19 protein-coding genes and 1 other annotated feature (1 of these 20 only partly in view) are annotated in these 18,361 nt (G+C 42.9%); of the genes, 6 read left to right on the top strand and 13 right to left on the bottom strand.

From position 1 onward, the window contains the following. Positions 1-79: a binding site (T-box leader), on the bottom strand; it reaches 165 nt to the left of the window's first position. Positions 80-131: 52 nt separating this feature from the next. From yidD to NSQ99_RS08655, 5 genes are all read right to left on the bottom strand, one after another. Beyond that, positions 132-398: a membrane protein insertion efficiency factor YidD gene (gene yidD, locus NSQ99_RS08675; RefSeq protein WP_251666710.1), complete on the bottom strand. Its 267-nt coding sequence runs from the start codon at positions 396-398 to the stop codon at positions 132-134. Position 399: 1 nt separating this feature from the next. Continuing rightward, on the bottom strand, positions 400-828 hold the full coding sequence (locus NSQ99_RS08670) for a Fur family transcriptional regulator (RefSeq protein ID WP_251666711.1): 429 nt from the start codon (positions 826-828) through the stop codon (positions 400-402). 70 nt (positions 829-898) lie between these two features. Then, positions 899-1,123 (bottom strand): hypothetical protein, encoded by a 225-nt coding sequence (locus NSQ99_RS08665; protein ID WP_251666712.1) that lies wholly within the window; start codon positions 1,121-1,123, stop codon positions 899-901. A gap of 14 nt (positions 1,124-1,137) precedes the next feature. Beyond that, complete coding sequence (locus tag NSQ99_RS08660; protein WP_251666713.1) at positions 1,138-1,341, bottom strand: hypothetical protein; 204 nt, start codon at positions 1,339-1,341, stop codon at positions 1,138-1,140. 66 nt (positions 1,342-1,407) lie between these two features. Further along, entirely contained in the window at positions 1,408-1,818 is a 411-nt protein-coding gene (locus tag NSQ99_RS08655; protein ID WP_340836203.1) for an Hsp20/alpha crystallin family protein, read from the bottom strand. A gap of 134 nt (positions 1,819-1,952) precedes the next feature. On the opposite strand from NSQ99_RS08655, the gene NSQ99_RS08650 reads away from it, so the two are divergent. The 5 genes from NSQ99_RS08650 to NSQ99_RS08630 are packed head-to-tail and all read left to right on the top strand — an operon-like array spanning position 1,953 to position 3,916. After that, on the top strand, positions 1,953-2,174 hold the full coding sequence (locus NSQ99_RS08650) for a spore germination protein (protein WP_251666715.1): 222 nt from the start codon (positions 1,953-1,955) through the stop codon (positions 2,172-2,174). Beyond that, positions 2,174-2,380 carry a spore germination protein GerPB gene (locus NSQ99_RS08645; protein ID WP_251666716.1) on the top strand — a complete coding sequence of 69 codons (207 nt, stop codon included), beginning with the start codon at positions 2,174-2,176 and terminating at the stop codon, positions 2,378-2,380. Before NSQ99_RS08650 ends, NSQ99_RS08645 begins: the two co-directional genes overlap by 1 nt. Before the next feature lie 21 nt (positions 2,381-2,401). Next, the gene (gene gerPC / locus NSQ99_RS08640) at positions 2,402-3,229 is read left to right on the top strand and encodes a spore germination protein GerPC (protein ID WP_340836202.1); all 828 of its coding nucleotides are present in this window, start codon (positions 2,402-2,404) and stop codon (positions 3,227-3,229) included. A 9-nt stretch (positions 3,230-3,238) separates the two neighbouring features. Beyond that, positions 3,239-3,445 (top strand): spore gernimation protein GerPD, encoded by a 207-nt coding sequence (locus tag NSQ99_RS08635; RefSeq protein WP_340836201.1) that lies wholly within the window; start codon positions 3,239-3,241, stop codon positions 3,443-3,445. 48 nt (positions 3,446-3,493) lie between these two features. Further along, positions 3,494-3,916 (top strand): spore germination protein GerPE, encoded by a 423-nt coding sequence (locus NSQ99_RS08630; protein ID WP_251666719.1) that lies wholly within the window; start codon positions 3,494-3,496, stop codon positions 3,914-3,916. Positions 3,917-3,942: 26 nt separating this feature from the next. On the opposite strand, the gene NSQ99_RS08625 is transcribed toward NSQ99_RS08630, so the two are convergent. The 5 genes from NSQ99_RS08625 to glgB form a co-directional block, all read right to left on the bottom strand. After that, positions 3,943-5,907: a glycoside hydrolase family 15 protein gene (locus NSQ99_RS08625; protein WP_251666720.1), complete on the bottom strand. Its 1,965-nt coding sequence runs from the start codon at positions 5,905-5,907 to the stop codon at positions 3,943-3,945. 19 nt (positions 5,908-5,926) lie between these two features. Beyond that, positions 5,927-7,354 (bottom strand): glycogen synthase GlgA, encoded by a 1,428-nt coding sequence (gene glgA, locus NSQ99_RS08620; RefSeq protein ID WP_340836200.1) that lies wholly within the window; start codon positions 7,352-7,354, stop codon positions 5,927-5,929. Between the two features lie 102 nt (positions 7,355-7,456). Next, positions 7,457-8,572, bottom strand: coding sequence for a glucose-1-phosphate adenylyltransferase subunit GlgD (gene glgD, locus NSQ99_RS08615; RefSeq protein WP_251666722.1), 1,116 nt, complete (start codon positions 8,570-8,572; stop codon positions 7,457-7,459). Then, a complete protein-coding gene (locus NSQ99_RS08610; RefSeq protein WP_251666723.1) occupies positions 8,573-9,733 on the bottom strand; it encodes a glucose-1-phosphate adenylyltransferase in 1,161 nt (386 codons plus the stop codon). Between the two features lie 13 nt (positions 9,734-9,746). Beyond that, positions 9,747-11,681 carry a 1,4-alpha-glucan branching protein GlgB gene (gene glgB / locus NSQ99_RS08605; RefSeq protein WP_340836198.1) on the bottom strand — a complete coding sequence of 645 codons (1,935 nt, stop codon included), beginning with the start codon at positions 11,679-11,681 and terminating at the stop codon, positions 9,747-9,749. Between the two features lie 482 nt (positions 11,682-12,163). Between glgB and NSQ99_RS08600 the strand changes: the two genes are divergently transcribed. Further along, on the top strand, positions 12,164-12,487 hold the full coding sequence (locus NSQ99_RS08600; RefSeq protein WP_340836197.1) for a hypothetical protein: 324 nt from the start codon (positions 12,164-12,166) through the stop codon (positions 12,485-12,487). Positions 12,488-12,572: 85 nt separating this feature from the next. Here NSQ99_RS08600 and helD read toward each other — a convergent pair whose 3' ends face one another. From helD to NSQ99_RS08585, 3 genes are read right to left on the bottom strand one after another with little or no spacing between them, the layout of a single operon-like run. Further along, complete coding sequence (helD, locus tag NSQ99_RS08595) at positions 12,573-14,879, bottom strand: RNA polymerase recycling motor HelD (protein ID WP_340836196.1); 2,307 nt, start codon at positions 14,877-14,879, stop codon at positions 12,573-12,575. Further along, positions 14,860-17,388, bottom strand: a complete 2,529-nt coding sequence (locus NSQ99_RS08590; protein WP_251666727.1) for a poly(ethylene terephthalate) hydrolase family protein — start codon at positions 17,386-17,388, stop codon at positions 14,860-14,862. The genes helD and NSQ99_RS08590 overlap by 20 nt, the downstream gene beginning before the upstream one ends. Next, entirely contained in the window at positions 17,361-18,143 is a 783-nt protein-coding gene (locus tag NSQ99_RS08585) for an ABC transporter ATP-binding protein (RefSeq protein ID WP_251666728.1), read from the bottom strand. Before NSQ99_RS08585 ends, NSQ99_RS08590 begins: the two co-directional genes overlap by 28 nt. Positions 18,144-18,361 lie beyond the last annotated feature (218 nt).

Raw genomic sequence — 18,361 nt, 5'->3', positions numbered from 1 at the left:
GCATTGCCCGTCGGCTTCCACCAAGCACCGTACTCTCTATACGGCTCCTCTAATGTACTCATCTCTTCATTGGCTCATGATATAAATTAAATATAGAAAATATGTGTATGAAAGTCAAGTCAGGCACATAACTAGTTGTTATGTTCTTGCTTAGTCTTAGGCTCTGGTACGTAATCTATTCCACCAGGATGAAAAGGATGGCATTTACAGATTCGCTTAATCGTCAGCCACGAGCCTGCGAGCACACCATGCTTGTCGATCGCCTCAAGTCCATAAGCTGAGCAAGTTGGATAAAAGCGGCACGTTGGTGGCTTTAACGGCGATATAAACCGGCGATAGCCATAGATAGGTGCCTTTGCCAGCTTTGCTGCAAGCGAGGAAGCGTTAGGTTTACTCACCTTACTGCTCTCCTTCTTGCAAGGCACATGCCTTACATTGACCGAAAACTTCAAATTTATGACGCATCACTTTAAAATCTGCTGGGACGTCCGTTTGCTCCATCGGGCAGAACTTGATTGGATACGTTGCACCACAATCCAGGCAAATCATATGGTGATGGTGATCATGCTCACGGCAATGGATTTTGAATTTAACGCCATCCTCAAACATCACCTGTTCAATAACACCTAGCTCCTCCATCACCCTCAGATTGCGGTATACCGTATCAAAGCTAAGACCAGCATACGTTTTTCCCATATAATCATAAACATCCTTGGGGGATAGATAGCCCTTCGTCTCAAAAAATAATTTTGCTAACGTTTTCCGTTGATCTGTTACTCTTAAGCCTTGCGATGACATAAGAGAAACAATTTCTTCTATCGTCTGCATAACGGTTCCTCCATCAAAATTCACGTTATATTCTATCATTAACAAAAAGCTCTCTAATTAGAAAGAGAGCTTAGCCATTAATATACATATTGCTGATGAAAGTCGCACTCATCGCTACGAATAATATTGCAGTTGCTACAATAAAGCTGTTGCGAATTATTTTAAGCTTTTTGTTACGGCTAGAATCGCCGGGTGACGTAGCAGACATCATTACAGCACGATGCATAAAAAGCGTAACAATAAACGAAGCGACAAAAAAGATATTAATAACAAACCATGCGGCTGTTAAGTTCATAATGCCACCTCCGTCTATTGCACATACCATACATTAATGATTACGATAAATACGATAGAGCTAACGATCGCACCCGCAAAGCTGAACCAACCTGTACGGAAGCGCTGTTGAAACATCTTTAATATCCCAAAGCTAAGCAAACCAAAAATAAGCAAAATAAAAACGACAGCAAGTATAAAAAAGTCCGCTGATACAGCACTAACATCTACGACTGACAATGTGTACACTCCCTCACATTACGTATGACAATCACTAGACATTATACTAGATCATGACTTTAATAGCTAGTTTTGAATGTGATGCTCATAAAATTTTCTTGACCTTGGTCTTTTCATTAGTCGAATATACAGCTCACCGTTTACTAGCTTGGCTCGACAATTCCTTGCCTTTACGAGCCTTGGCAGCTTAATCATCTCAATCGTTTCATCTGGCAATCCTTCAATCCGTACATAATCCTCACGAATATAAAGCCTTATATCCTCGATATTGGTATGAGCAGGCAGCTCATATAGCACATCAAGATACTCTTTTCCTTCTTTAAATCGATAGTTTTTTAGAGCGGATCGCTCTTCATTCGAGCCAGACTTCATATTATTAAAAAACTGCTCTACGATTGGTATATCCTTTAATGCCTCCATACTTTTTTCAAAGTTTGTTGTCGTTAACCATTTCTGCAATTCAGACCAATTATTCATTTCCTCACCTTCTTTTGATTAATGTTTATATAGCATATGCATGTCGCTTGGAGTGGGCACCTAACCTTCAAACATTGTCACCACTAGGCATTTGATGCATAGACTACTATAAAATATGGAAAGCAGGTGAGGCTATGCCAGCCTTTGTAGGATTCGTCAATATCGTCAGTAACGGTTCTGGAGGAGTGGTTCAATTCGGAGATGCGGTTGGAGTCACACCTAATAGTGCGTCAAAAACATTTGCAGGAGCTGGTTCATTTATAACAGGAAGCCTAGCGAACTCCAATTCGGGGATGAGTGCAACGAATACGCTCGATAATGAAATTGATTCGAACCTGGGAGGAGCTTCTTCATAATGTTTAATGTACAGCAGCATATCTATGTTGGAACGATACGAATTGAATCGGTAAGTAATAGCTCGATGCTTCAAATTGGTACATCTGGCGGGATAAATGCTGCCTCCTATGTAACGGGGCAGCCGATTCCCGGTTCAACATACGACGAATTTGAACCTGAAGATTTTTTCAGTCCCTCACTTGTACCTTTGCCGAATCCAAATTAATACAGAAGGGCTCTGATTGATATGTACAACTCTGATCCTCCTTCTAATCCGCTTCATGCTTGGCAGCAATGGGCCATTCGCATAGAACAACGCATGCAAGAGCAGCAGCAGACGATTGAAAGACTGGAGCATGAGCTACAACGAATCAAACAGCAGCTTGCCATGCAAGAGCATTCTTCACCGATATATCATGTAGAAAAAATCGAATATCATTTTGACCAATTAAAGGTGGATACATTAGAAGGCTCATTGCAAATTGGATTATCCACTAGCAATCCCGAGCAATTGCCGATGATGATCGAGGACTTTGTCATGCAGCAGCAGAACGCCAATGCTGCACCACCTTTCCCCTACAATACCAACGGCAACGATTCAGCTAATCCATCATTCAAAAGATCAACACCGAGCTCACCACGTGATGTAGCCAAGCCCAATACAAGATTAAAGAACCGACTGCATCAACAATATGCTGCGGGTTCAGCAGAGCCAAAAAACAAACGACAGTCTACAGTAGAGAATGATGATACGTCGTCAAGTGATGGGCAGCTCATTAATACATGCATCGAGCATATACGCTTGTCGCTTCAACAGCGCTTCGACTCTTACATTGACAGACAGAGCTCCCTGCTTCAGCTCGAAATCAATGAAGAACATAAAAAGCTTATTATCGAAGACCTGGATAGACAGCTGCCAGCTCGTGTTCATTATTATTTTGATGTGCAGCAAAGCAAAAACGAGAGTATAGAGATTGAAGAGCTCCAGCAGCAATTAATTAAGCTCACCCTCGCTGACATTGAAAGTGCGATCGATCAATATTTGTATCGATTAAGTCAGGAAAATAAGGAGTAGATCATTATTATGAATATTCATATTCATCAGCAACAGCTAAAGGTCGGGGCGATCGATGTGCTCGACTTGTCCGCAAGCTCTAATTTACAAATTGGGGACAACGATCAAGTGATGCTTTATTCAACACTTGAGACACCGCAGTCTGGCATTCAGATTGGACCTTTCCCTTCATTAAACAGGAGTGTGAAGAATGGACATAAGAGAAACATCAAATAGAGTCAGCACACATTCATTTTCATGCACTGACGCCTTAATGGAGGAGCTATGAGTAAGGATACGATTGTTAACGTAAAGCTATTAAATGTTTTAAGTAATTCAACCAGCTCTATCATTCAGGTAGGAGATCGTGATCATAGCTATTTATACAATCAATCGATGTCCATTGAGCGTAATCGTTCGGTCTATGGAGCCGATGAGCCTCTATTTGAGCACTATTCTCTATTTACTAGGCCTGTAGTTGAACTGGAATCACTGCTGCCACAGGGAAAAACAGAGCACGCTTATATGGCACAGCTCGCCCCGCTTCCCAATCAACTTCATACAATTGAGGTTGACACGATAAAGGTGATATCAAACTCTCAAGCAGGCAATATTCAGCTTGGCAATGGCCGAAGACTAGTTGCTGAAAACCGGCAAAAGGCAATAATCCAATACGTATTACCTAATAAAAGGGATGCGAACCAATAGCTTGTATGGTTCGCATCCCTTATTACTTATAACCGCTTCAGTTCTTTATATTTAGCAGCGTACTTGCAGACAGATTGAACAAGTGTCGCATGCGACCATGTAAGTGGTGCAACAGATAACGGACTCCCATCGAAGGGGTTCAGCTGTTCAGGTAGAATACCACTCGGCAGCGCATGCTTAGTCACCCATTCGAGTGTGCGCTTCGGACTTTCCAAATCCGCTAGACTAGCAGCTGTTTGAATCTCAAAATTCGCAACCCAAAGCGTACAAATAATCCAAGGATTGCCTGGAATACGATCAATATCACTCGTTTGCTGGAAGTAATAATCGTTTTTGTAGCGTGCAATTCCGCCAATTTCTGTTTTCACTCTTAAGCCTTGCTTTATTGACTTCATCGTTTTTTGCACACGCTCATCATCAACGGCCAATACTCCAAAATCCAGCACTCCAAACATACTGCTTTCCAGCGTCATATCCTTTACCCACTTGCCATCCTTATAAATCAAGCCTCGAGCAAATCTTCCTGCTTCCTCATTCCATAAATGCTCCAGCATTCCTTGCTTCATTCTCTCTGCAGTGCGGCGATAATGATCGCTTCGCTCGTAATCACCGAACAAATCCGTGAAATTAGCTGCTGCCATTAATCCGCCATACACACTTGCAACAGTGTATGTCCATATGCCGTAACGCTCTTCCCATAGATCATAGCTTGGCTTAGGGAGATTCAGCTCAGGCTCTATAAAGCTGCTTAGGAAATTAGCCGCGTGACGAATAAGCTTCGAATATAAGCCTTGAGGAAGCTCAATAATTTGATGTCTAGTGTAATCCTGCCATAAAGCAAATAACACAAGTGCGGTTTCATCCTCTTGAATAGGCAGTCTTTCACTCCCTTGAACGATGAATGGATGCCAGCTGGAGCCAACGGTGCCGTCAGGATTATACTTGTGGTTCAAATAACCTTCACTAGTAATGGCATTGGCACAGAAGGTGAAGAACGGGGCAATCATGCTTTGATACCCTGCTAGTGACATCGCATCAGCAACAAGTGCGCCATCTCGTGGCCACATATAGCTGTAATGATCACGATTGTACTGCAGAATATCAGTATCATTCGCTGCAGTTATCGCGCCATGCTCATCCGTCTGTGTTCGAACGATCAGTAGGCTGAGCTTAAACAGCTTCGCAACCTGTGGAGGCAGGTCGCCCAGATCGGATTCAGCACGCTCCAGCCAGTGGCGCCAATATACTACGACACGGCTAAGCAAACGTTCTGGGTGATGCTCCCTTACATAATGATCGAGCTCCTTTACCTTATCAAGGTTTTGTGCAATCGACATCCAGTAAAATACTGTTTTTTCATTCTCGCCGTCTACCGTAGTTTTTAGACACAGTGTACTGTCTACTGAGCCTTGTGCAATGCCGTTACCCATCAGCACGCCATCCTCTGCGTCTCTCCATGTGCCTTCCGCCGTATTGAATCGTTTCACCCCTGTGGAGTACTGCACGATTCCTCCCTCATCCGTTAAGCCGTTAAACATAAAGTAGTTCGATCTTTTATAATGAACGATGGTCTGATTATCAGGGTAATACAGTGCGGTATCACCAACCTCTGTTCCTTCAATCATCAAATCCTGATGAAAGAACAGCCTGACTTCGCGTGCTTTATCTCGGTGGTTGCGTATCGTGATCTGCTTTAGATATATGCATTCCCTCTGATGAATACCATCGTTGATCTGAAGCTCGATCCCCAGTCGATCATGCCTAGCTCGAATATTTGTAACAAGAGAATCCTCTACATAATCCAGCTCAAACTTCCATTCCGAGTGATCGAGCCAGCTAAACTCTCCCTGCACCCAAATACCGACTCTGCAATAATGTCCCCCGACATGATTTAATTGACCTACATATGGATAATAAATATCGCGAATAAAGCCATGCTGATCCATATTTATGAGCATTTTACCGTTGCCAATGACCAAATGTCGAGCCATACCGACTTTCCCCCAATTCTTATGATATAAGCTGTTCGTACAATGTCTTATATTGCTTCGCGGAGCTGCTCCAGCTGTAATCAACACGGGAGCCATTGTCTACAATGCGCTGCCATACCTTAGCATCTTGATAGATGCGGACAGCACGTTGAACAGTAAATAAATACTCGTGTGCATTGTAATGGGCAAATGTAAACCCGCTACCCTCTGCTGTGAATTCATTGTAGGGTAAGACGGTATCCTTCAGTCCTCCTGTTTCACGTACAATAGGGACAGTTCGATATTGCAGAGAGATTAACTGACTAAGCCCGCATGGCTCAAATCTCGATGGCATCGCAAACATATCAGCTCCTGCATAGATACGACTTGCGACTCGATCACTGTATCCAAGCCAAAACCGAAACTTCGTTGGATGGCGAAGTGAGGCCTCATAGAAGTAGCGCTCATACTTTTCATCGCCCGCTCCAAGCACCATCATTTGCACATTGTCCTGAAGCAGTTCATCGAGCGTAGCAATGACCAGATCAAGCCCTTTCTGCTCGACTAATCGAGATACTAAGCCAATCAATGGAATCGTCTCATCTAGTGGCAAAGACATCTCCTCCTGCAGATCGAGCTTATTTTTACGCTTGCGTTGCAAGGAATGACGATACGGTAGCTTAATATGAGGATCATTCATTGGATTAAAAATAGAGGTATCAATGCCGTTAACAATACCGATTAGATCTTCTCTACGATAACTGAGCAAGGAATCCATACGCTCGCCATAATATGCGGTTTGAATCTCTAATGCATACGTCGGACTTACCGTTGTTAGCTTATCTGCGAACTGCACTCCTGCTTTCAAGCAGCTAGCATCACCGTAGAACTCCAGTCCTGCTGCAGTAAACCATTCGTCACCAGCTCCTAGCAGCTCCTTCAATTGTTCGATTCCGTAAATCCCTTGATACATCAAATTGTGAATTGTAAACACACTCTTTGCCTTCGCCCAGTATTCATGATCCGCAAAACGCTGCTTTAATAAAAATGGTATAAGTCCGGTCTGCCAATCGTTGCAATGAACAAGCTGAAAGGTTTGCTCATAATAGAATGCAGCTGCTAATACAGCAACACTAAAAAATACGAATCTTTCCGCATCATCCCCATAGCCATACAAGCCACCGCGTTTGAAATAATACTCATTGTCGATCAAATAATAGGTGATGCCGTCAAGCTCACCCTTCCACAGGCCGACATACTGATTGCGCCAGCCAAATCCGACCTCAAAATTGGCGATTTGAGTAAAATGCTGCAATACTTCATCCTTAATTAGTCCGTATTTGGGCATGACGACAGATACATTGACCGACAGCTCCTTAAGTGCCTTCGGAAGAGCTCCTGCCACATCAGCAAGTCCGCCTGTTTTGGCAATGGGTACAGCCTCGGATGTTGCAAACAGTACATTCATCCACACTGCCCTCCTATTCTTATCTCTATAGCCGCTACGCAGTACACGGCAGTTATTGCTAGGAATACGTTTCGAGTCAATTGATGACTTTCATATCATGCGCTAGATGACCTTTCTTTTCCCTGCCAAGTATGGGCCTGAGCTTACGCCCTTCACTTCACGATTCTCCTCAAGGACAACGTCCTTATCGAAAATGCTGCATTTTACTGTACTGTTCGGTAGTATGATTCCGTTCTGCATAATGATGCTATCCTCCACAACAGCCCCTGGGTGAACATGTACTCCTCTGAATAGGATGCTGTTATGCACCTTCCCTTCGATGAGGCAACCATTTGCAATAATCGATCGTGACACATCAGCATTATTCGTATATCGTGCTGGCGGCCCATCCTTTACTTTCGTATAAATAGGCGCAGGCTCAGTAAATAAACTACGCCAAACTTCAGGCTCAAGCAGCTTCATACTATTGCCATAGTAGCTATTTATCGTATTGACAATAGCGAGAAAGCCATCATGTACATAGCCATAAACGTTAAGCTCGTTCAGTCTAGAGAAAATTGCATGGCGAACCAAATGATCCTGCCCCTTCGCTAGCGATGTCTCAACCAGGTCCATTAGAAGCTCCTTCTTCATGAGGTACATTTCCATATTGTAATGATCACTAACCATTCTGCCGTAGGAATCTTGAATTTCCGTGATCAGCCCATTTTCATCCATTCGAACCTTTCTTGCTTTTCCAAGCACTGGCTCCGTACTATGAGAGCAGACGACGCTAATATCTGCCTGTTTAGCAATATGCTGCTCAAGCACTCTGCGATAATCTATATTGCATACCATATGACTTCTTGTAATTAATACGTATTCCGGTGCTGACCGTAAAAAATAGTCTCGATTTTGATAAAAATGAAACAAATCCCCTCTGCTTAGCTCCTGTACATCGTCTGTAATGGGAGGCAAAACAAACAAACCGCTCTTTCTATGCTGCAGATCCCAGCTCTTCCCGCTACCTATATGATCCATTAATGAGCGGTAACGTTGATGAACAAAGATACCAACCTCACCAATGCCCGAGTTAACCATATTGGATAAAGTGAAATCTATTAATCGGTAGCGAGAGCCGAATGGAACAGTAGCAGTGCAGCGCCCGTGTGTTAATTTATCCAGTTCATCTGTTTCATGGATAAGATTGATAACACCCATAATTTTTTGCTTATTCATTTATTCCACCCCCATTAAATTCTCTCGCGCTTTTACATGCTCTCCAACAGGAATAACGGTTATCTCTTTGCTATCCGGGGAGCCGATTACGGCATGATCCTCAATAATCGCTCCATCTCCGATGATGGCTCGGTGGATTTGGACATGCTTGCCAATCTTCACTCTTGGCATAATGACAGACTCCGTTACCGTCGAATGCTCGCCCAAGCTTACTCCATAAAATAGAACGGAACGATTAATGTCTCCTTCTATTAAGCAGCCTTCTGAGACTAGACTGGATGTAATGCTTGCATTTGCTGCGATAAATTGTGCAGGTTGATTCGGATTAACGGAGTAAATTCGCCACTGCGGGTCGCCTAGATCAAGTGAAGGTTGATCCTCTAGCAAGTCCATATTCGCTTCCCACAGGCTGTCAATCGTACCGACATCCTTCCAATATCCGTCATAGATATAGCAATTTAGCAGCAAATTATCGTTCATCATAGCTGGAATGACATCCTTGCCAAAATCATTCGTGGACATCGGATTATTCTCATCCGCAATTAAATAGCTTTTTAGTATTTTCCAATCGAAGATATAGACACCCATCGAAGCGAGATTGCTCGTAGGAATTTTTGGTTTCTCTTCGAATCCAGTAATATGGTTATGTTCATCGATATGCATCAGCCCAAAGCGACTGGCTTCCTTCCAATCCACTTCGATGCCAGCAATGGTGACAGCTGCATTCCTCTCCTTATGATGCTGCAGCATTAGCTCATAGTCCATTTTATAGATATGATCACCTGAGATAACGAGCACATATTCTGGTTCGTAGCGTTCAATGTAGGGGATATTTTGATAGATAGCATTTGCCGTTCCTTTATACCAAACTCCTCCTGCTTTTTGCATATATGGAGGTAATATCGTCATACCGCCGTCTCTTCGATCTAAGCCCCAAGGCGAGCCTATTCCTAAATATCGATTCAGCTCGAGCGGTTGGTATTGAGTAAGGACACCTACCGTATCCAATCCTGAATGCACACAGTTGCTTAAGGTAAAGTCAATGATCCGATATTTCCCACCAAAATATACGGCTGGCTTAGCCAAATCCTTTGTCAGCACACCTAATCGTTTTCCCTCCCCACCAGCCAACAGCATTGCGATCATTTCTTTACGAACCATGAACATCATCCCCTTACAAATTAATTACGTTATTTTTATCTTCCACTTGCTTCTCCTTCTCTTGAAAGGAATAAAGCAAACATGTAAATGGAGGCAACTCTATTGAAATACTGTGCGGTTGACCGTGCATGGGCACTTGTTCACTATGAATTTCTCTATGTACAACCGTTGTCGTGCCACCATACTTGACTTCATTACTATGCAAAAGCAGCTCATATATACCTGACAAAGGTGCTCCAATTCGATAATGGTGATAATGGTTCTCCGAAAAATTGGCCACGATGAGCAGAAGACCATGTGAGCTTTTGCGAATAAAAGAAATTTGTGATTGAGCTGCATTATTCACATCTATCCAATGAAACGTTTCCGGCTCAAAATCGTTCTCCCAAAGCAAAGGCTGATTACGGTATAGATGGTTCAGTTCCTTAACATAGCGATGCATGCTTTGATGCGATTCATATTGCAGCACCTCCCAATCCAACATATGCTGATCCTTCCATTCATCAAACTGGCCCCATTCCCCACCCATAAATAGCAGTTTTTTACCTGGGTGAGTGATCCAATAGCCGTAAAACATTCTAAGCTGGGCAAATTTCTGTTCATAGCTGCCCCACATTTTATTTAGCAATGATCGTTTTCCATGTACGACCTCATCATGTGAGAGTGGAAGCACAAAGTTTTCTGAAAATGCATACCAAATCGAAAAGGTAATGAGATGATGATGTGTTGTACGCTCCTCTGGAGACATGGACATGTAACGCAGCATATCGTTCATCCATCCCATATTCCATTTATAGTTGAAACCGAGTCCCCCCACATCCGTTGGCTTCGTCACAGCAGCAAAAGAGGATGAATCCTCCGCAAGCATCAATATGTTGGGGTAATAATGAAAGATGGTTTCGTTCAATGTTCTGAGAAAGCGTATAGCGTTCAGATTGAGTCTTCCGCCATCTTCATTTAAGGTGTGAAGCTCTGGCGGCTTGTCCATATGGAGATCAAGCATTGTTGCAACAGCATCCACCCGTAAACCGTCAAAATGAAACGAATCTATCCAATAGATGGCGTTAGATAGTAAAAAGCTGATTACTTCACTTCTCGCGTAATCAAAGCTAAGCGTTCCCCATAGCGGCAGCTCCGCCCGCTTCCAGTCAGCCCCTTCATAGATCGGACTGCCATCAAAGCATCGCAGGCCATGATTGTCCTTGCAGAAATGGCCAGGGACCCAATCCAAGATGACACCGATATCTTGCTTATGACACTCATTAATGAAATGCTTCAGCTGATCTGGATTACCGTAGCGGCTTGTTGGGCTGTAAAACCCCGTCACCTGGTAACCCCATGACTGATCAAGTGGATGCTCCATTAACGGCAGTAATTCAATATGCGTATATCCCCATTCGATCACATAAGGAATAAGAAGATCAGCTAGTTCTTCATAGGTATAGTAATGCTCCTTTCCTTTTATCCTCCAGGAGCCAGCGTGTGCCTCATAGATTAATAGTGGTTGTTGATAGGAAGGAGCTTGCTGCAGCTTTTCATACCACGCTTGATCGGACCATTCAAAGTCATTCAAGCCATAGACAATCGATGCCGTATTCGGTCTTCGTTCGCTATAGAATGCATACGGATCACTTTTTAGCAGAACATCTCCGTTAGCCGTAAGGATTCGGTATTTGTAGCGTGTGCCTTGCTGCATGCCTTCTATAAAGCCAATATGTATGCCTGTGCTGCCTACCCGTGTCAACGGTATTCCTTCGGTATCCCAGCCTATTTCATCTGTGACTATTGCTACTTGCCTTGCCTCCGGTGCCCAAACAGCAAATCGGACGCCCTGCTGACCATTCCAGCTCATCGGATGCGCCCCCATGAATCGGTAGCTATGGTGTGATAAGCCGCAGTTAAATAGATACAGCTCATCTGGTGAGATACCCCAATACGATTTTTTCATTCATTCTCCTCCATGCCAACTTACAAACTTACCCATACTGATGTATATTATGATAAGCAGCAATACATGAAGGTTTGTTACATATATTTTCAGCGCTCCGTAAATGATGAGGCTACAATTGCTGTTGTCCACTGATTTCAGCGCTCCGTACATGGTGAGGTTACAATTGCTGTTGCCCTCCGATTTCTAGAAGTGAATTAAATGTAGAAATCGAAGGACAAAGGCAACCGCTGCGCTTTTCCACTCTCACCATTACTCCGCTGGAGCTTTTTTGGGGTGTCGCTGCGATGTTCTCACAGCATTATTCCTTTGTAGTGGTATCTTCGTGGGCGTTTCTGTGATGTTCTCACACCATCACTTGGCTGGAGCTCATATTGGGCTGTTTCTGCGATGTAATCTCGCCATTACTCCTTAGAGTGTTTGGACATTTGAGTTCTTTTGTTAGTAGATTTCGAAGCTCTGTGATTCAGGGGGGATTAAGAATGAAGCATAAAATTATTATGATCATTATTGTTACGATGATGCTTATGATACTTACTTGTTGTGCTCGTGGAGTAGAGGATTATCCTGCAGCTGTACAGTGGAATGACAATGTTTACTTGGGATCAGGTGACTTTATTTCTGAAGCTGAAATCGGAGATAAAATAGGAATGATTAGTAAAAATGTATCAACTTTTCCGAAAAACAACGGAGAAGCAAATGCTTATCCAGCTGGTAGCAATATTTATGAGATCAGGGGATTCTCTTCAAAGGAGTCCATCGCAATCGAAGATATTGGACAGTATCGGATATTCAACCATCATTAGTGCTTGCAAGGTTGTAGTAAACAAATACAAGCCGCTGACGATACGACATTGTATCGTTAGCGGCTTGTTAATAGATTAGCTTTATTTAGTTTGTTAAAAATGGGGTGAGCTCGCCTGAGGAAAACAGCACTAGCTCGTGCATCGCACGTGTACATGCGGTGTAGAACAGCTTACGTTCACTTTCAAGCTCGTAGCTGCTTCTGCTTGCATCATATATGAGCACACAGTCGAATTCTACGCCTTTGGCTAGATAGGTTGGAATAACCATAATTCCTTTTTCGAACGTTGCTGTTTCTTGATCAATAAGCTTAAGTGTCTTCCAGCGATCGGAGTAGCGTTCATACACTTCGCTGCACTCCTGAGCTGTTTTGCATATAATCGCAATCGACGAAAAGCCTTCTCTTAACCAGCGCTGTAGCAGCTCATCTACCGCTTTATCATAGGCGTCATCATTTTCAATGATTGATACGACAGGCTCTTGCCCATGTCGATTGAATGGAATGATTTGATCCCCGCCATCAATAATTTTAGATGTAAATTCTACAATCTCCTGGGTTGAGCGATAGCTTCTAAGCAGTGACATATATTCCGTCTCGCTAGCATCAAATAAGCCATCTAATGGATTAAATTGATCCAGCATACTCGTATTAATGAATATTGCTTGATTGATATCTCCGACGATAGTCATTCGGCTCCGTGGAAATATTCGCTTCAAATAATGAAGCTGGAAAGGCGAATAATCCTGTCCTTCATCAATAAAGACGTATTTAACCGAAGTGTTTGTATGAAAACCTTCCAATCGTTCCTTTAAATATAAATATGGCGTTGCGTCTTCATAAGGCATCTCTTTGTTAATAAGACGTTCCATCGTTAACGTAGAGATGCTTTGCCATAGTTCTGGCGAAACTCCACTTGGAACCTGCTCCTGCTGGAACATTAAAGTATAGATCATAGGCATATCGATATACTTTAACAGCTTAACCTGTCGACGAAGCTTCTTAAATTTTTCCTGCACAATTCGAGCGGCTAGAAAGTTACGCTCTGCCTCATAATCATTAAAGGATTGCTCCGTAAATTTCTTCTTTTGTCGTAGATGCTGGAACGCTTCTACATATTGCTCATTATCTAAAAGCTCTAATGCTTCATCGACCCAGCTCTCCTTTTGCTCCTCCTTTGACAACGCTGTAAGCTCTTTTAGGAGCATATTCGTCAGATCACGCAAACGAATCGGTATATTTAGCTTTGAATCAAGCGCATAAAACATCTCTGTAATTTTCTTCTTGGAGATAAGCACCTTTCCTCGGAATACAATACTCTTAAACTGCATTCCTTCCTGTCCAAGGCTCTCTACATATTGATCGATGTAGGTCATAAAGCTTGCTGTGCCCTTGAGCTTTATGCTTGCAATATTCGATTCATAATCTGGGTCGTCATAAGCGGTTAGACAATACTCCAATTGCTGAAATTGATCTTCAAGCTCAAATGCTTTGCCTAAACGATGCTCTAGATATTGACCGTACGTCGTTTGCTCCATATTTTGCTCACCAAGCTCAGGCAATACGGTCGATACATAGCTGTTAAACATCGGATTAGGAGAGAATAGAACAATTTGCTCAGCAGTTAAAGACTCACGAAAACGGTAAAGTAAGTAAGCAACACGCTGAAGCGCTGCTGACGTTTTTCCACTTCCCGCAGGTCCTTGAACAACAAGCAGCTTTGCATGCTCATTACGAATAATAGCATTTTGCTCCTGCTGAATTGTAGCAACGATGCTTTTCATCTGTGCGTCTGAATGCTTGCCAAGCACATCCTGCAGGATTTCATCACCAATCGTCACACCTGTATCGAACATGGAAAGGAGCTTACCATATCGAATAATATATTGTCTTTTTAGCGTCATCTCGCCCCTAATCGTTCCATTCGGCGTTCGATAGGAGATTGGGCCGGGGCCATAATCATAGTACACGCTAGAAATTGGTGCACGCCAATCATATACTAGATACTTATCATTTTCATCATCCAGTAGAGAGCCAACACCAAGATAAATTGCATCTACCGGCTCACCCTCCTCAGCCACATCGATACGTCCAAAATAAGGGGACATTTCTAGCTTATGAAGAAGCTTTACTTGATCATTTAACAGCCGTTCACTGCGCTCACGCTCGGAAAGCAGCTCTGCCTGCTGCTTCATGCTGGCATATGTTTCTGCTGTCTCCGCAGCATCCTCGAAGTTTACAGTTACATCCTCCCAGAAATTGCGTTTAATATCTACGATCTCAGATTTAATATCTCCGGTTACATCGGTAATTTTCTCTAATCGACTACGTATCAGCTCCGTCACTTGCTCTACTCGTTGCTGTTCCTCAACATAATCATCTGGCATATTCGACATAAGTACCTCCTTCTGTGATATAGCCTAGTGCGTCTATTATCATGCTTCCCTGCTCTTGCTTAAATATAAATGAAATTGATTCTACATCTGACGCAAATAGCACACCATCTCTTGGGTACTCTTGCTCAATCAGTGAAATCGGAATGACGTACGTCTGTAGTAAAGGTTCGACTGAAACATCGTATTTCCCTTTCTTTATATTCTCTTCCAGCCATTCTTGCTTCGTAAAATCATGTGCGGCAGGATGTAAAATATGATAAAAGGGCTCAAGATCAAATGTTTGCTCTCCCCAGTGTCCAGCCTTTAGCTTCAGTTGAAGCTGAAGTCCTGTGTAAGCTTCTGCATCATCAGCTTGCTCTATGTTATCATTATCACGATTTGCCTCAACGACACTATTCTCCGAATCAGCAGCATTTATACTTTTTAAGTTCATTGAATTTTGATCCGCTAGGTTCTGCGAATTCTGCAATTCTTCAGAAAGTTTCTCTTCCTCTTCGGGGTCCATCATTCTTTCTGCCCTAGCTAGCGAAACAACAATTGAGCTGATCTGACGCTCATGGTTAGTGTACGGCAAATGCTCAATAGGGAGAGTTAGCACACTGTCCGCCTCTTCCCAGTTCACCCATAATACGCGATTCTGCTTATCTCCGCCACTTCTGCCCTTCAGATCAATGGTCTTCGCCGTCAACGAGGTATCGTTATCTGCGCCGAGCGTGAAAGGCTTCTCAAAATCATACCATTGCTTCGTATTCGAGCTGCTATAACGACTCACATAGCCTGTTAAAGGCAGCTGTTCACCAATTGTCCGATAATCCTGGAATACTGCCTCGTACTTCGTATCGCCAGTAAAGCTTGCCTGTAGAAAGCTGTGTATGAACAGCTTGGCAGCCTGACGTTGATCCTCACCATTCATGAGATCTGCAGTATTAAGCGCTAATGCACCCGGAAAATTTTCGTCGTACTTTCCCCACACCGTATTAAACTGTCCATGATTCGCATGATATATCTCAACACTCGCTTTAAAATGACCAGCCCTAGAAAACGTCGTTCGTTCATACTGACGCTCACCATAGGACTCGGTTAGATCGGCATCCATCGTGCCATGCAAGTTTAAATAGTTAACATTACGCAAATAAGCCTGCTTACTGTCAACACGATAATCTGTAGGTGCTACGGCAACGACCGCTTGAATGTTCACCTTATCCAGGACTGATACGACCGGAATGTCATCGATTAGCCATTTACGAGCATCGACAGCCATCGCAGCTGCCTGACCGCCTCGCGAATGTCCAATTAACGCGACATGATTCCAATCTGCAGGAAATTCTTCATCATATAAGCTATTCATATGAGCAAGCATTAACCATGAGCGCAGCAGCTGATCATCATCAACGATTCCAGACCATACAGAATAATTTAAAAAGTTTGCATCGATTGAGCTGACGATCATCCCATGAGATGCAAGTAATTCTGCAAGATATCCATATCCATCAGAGGAGTCCTCCTCACTTAGATGGTTACCATGCATAATAAAAACGATTGGAAAAGGTCCTTCTCCTTCTGGAATCCACAGCTGTCCCTTCATTGGAATCTCCTGCTCTGTAAATCCCCAATACTGTTCCTTCGTCCATGACCAATCCTTTAATACGGTCGATCCATCTGTTGATGGGACATAGAGCGTAGAAGAATCATCATCCGTGTCCCAGCTTGGATCAGAATGATAGCGATAATGAGTAAAGGAATATTCACCTTGCTCAGCCAGCTGTATACCTAGCGGTTGAAGCTTTAATTGCTGTTCTACCTCTTCTTCATCTACGGATAGATCTACTTTATCTGAATCTTCCGAATCCATTATCGCAGTTTCTTGATCTGCATCACTATATTCTTCCATTGCGGAAGCATCCTGCAGCAATACAGCAGAGTACTGCGCGATGTATTTTGCTTTCTGTACGTTATCCCAGTAGCTTTTGATAGCAAGCCCAGAAAAGACAATACATAGTAGCGAGGCTACCGTTGCGATAACGGTAGGCAATGATTTTTTTCGATATGCGTATAAATATGAAACAAGCAATGCAAGCAAACCAAGTGCACTAACAATGATGATGTTCGTGATCGATATGGCTTTCCATCCCCAATTGCTTCGCTCAAAAATAATCGTTGTTTGCAGAATAATCCCTAGAATTCCCGTTACCCAACCAGCTATTGACCTCAAATAAAAAAACGAAAATATAAAATAAAGTCCTAACACTAAAACTGCAGAAGCTAACACATAAATTGTACCGATTATCGCATAATCAGCCCATAGACCAAGTCCTGTCGGTAGACCTGGAATGGTTAAGGCCATCTCCATACATAATCCTGCATAAAAAACGGTCAAAGCTGCTTGATTCGCCCTGCTTGGGATGGCAATTGCTATATGAAACCTCTTCTTAATCCATCGAATCAACCTTTGCTTACGCGACAAGGAAGCAACTCCCTCTTCTAGGATGGCTTCTTGATCGTTAACCAATATCTTTCATTCTCCTTTTCAAGATGGATTGGCACTTCATAAAAGCTCGACATCGTATGCTGAGTAAGCACTTCCTCAGTTGTTCCGCTCGCAAAGATTTTTCCATCCTTCAATAACAACGTATGTGTGAAGCAAGGTAGAATTTCTTCCACATGATGGGTTACATAGATTAACGTTGGGCACTGCTCTTGACCTCTTAGCTCTGTAATCATATTAAGCAGCTGCTCACGTGCAAGCAGATCCAAGCCTGTACACGGCTCGTCAAGTATAAGCAGCTTGGGTTTATTCATTAAGGCTCTAGCGATTAGTACTCTTTGCTTCTCTCCTTGAGACAATGTACGATAAGGTGATTTTGCTAAATGCTCACAGCCCATAGAAGACAACCACTTCAATGCAGCGTCACGTTCGTCAGCAGTTGGTGTGTCATATATGCCAATGGATGCGTCTCTGCCACTCAGCACGATATCGACTGCCATGTCGCTGCCATATAATCTCTGCTGCATAGAGGTACTGACCCAGCCTATCTCTTTACGGAGCTCTCTTAAATCGTAGGTGCCAAATTCATGACCTAATACTGAAATTTTACCGCTTGTCGGCCACTGATAGCCGTTCACCATATTAAGTAAAGATGTTTTGCCAGACCCATTTAATCCAAGCAAACACCAATGTTCTCCTTCTTTAACCTGCCAATGAATTTGCTGCAGAATTGTACGTTCTTCACGTTCCCAATGAATATGCTGTAAATCAATTATCATATAATGTGCCTCCTTAACAAAAGCTCTTCTTATTCTACCACGTTCACTGTGTAGTCACTACTTTTCAAGTCCTTATGCAACACAAAAGAAACTGCCTCATAGATCAGTTAGATCTAGCTAAGATGCAACTCATCTAAAATAACTTTATTTACCCTTCGATTAGTTACTCATAACTAATCGAATAAAAAAGCAAGTATTGAGGATGCATATCAGCATCC

The sequence above is a fragment of the Paenibacillus sp. FSL W7-1287 genome (assembly GCF_038004245.1).
GTDB classification, from domain to species: domain Bacteria; phylum Bacillota; class Bacilli; order Paenibacillales; family Paenibacillaceae; genus Pristimantibacillus; species Pristimantibacillus camelliae.
Note: the sequence above shows the minus strand (reverse complement) of the source record. Positions and strands in the feature narration are given on the sequence as shown.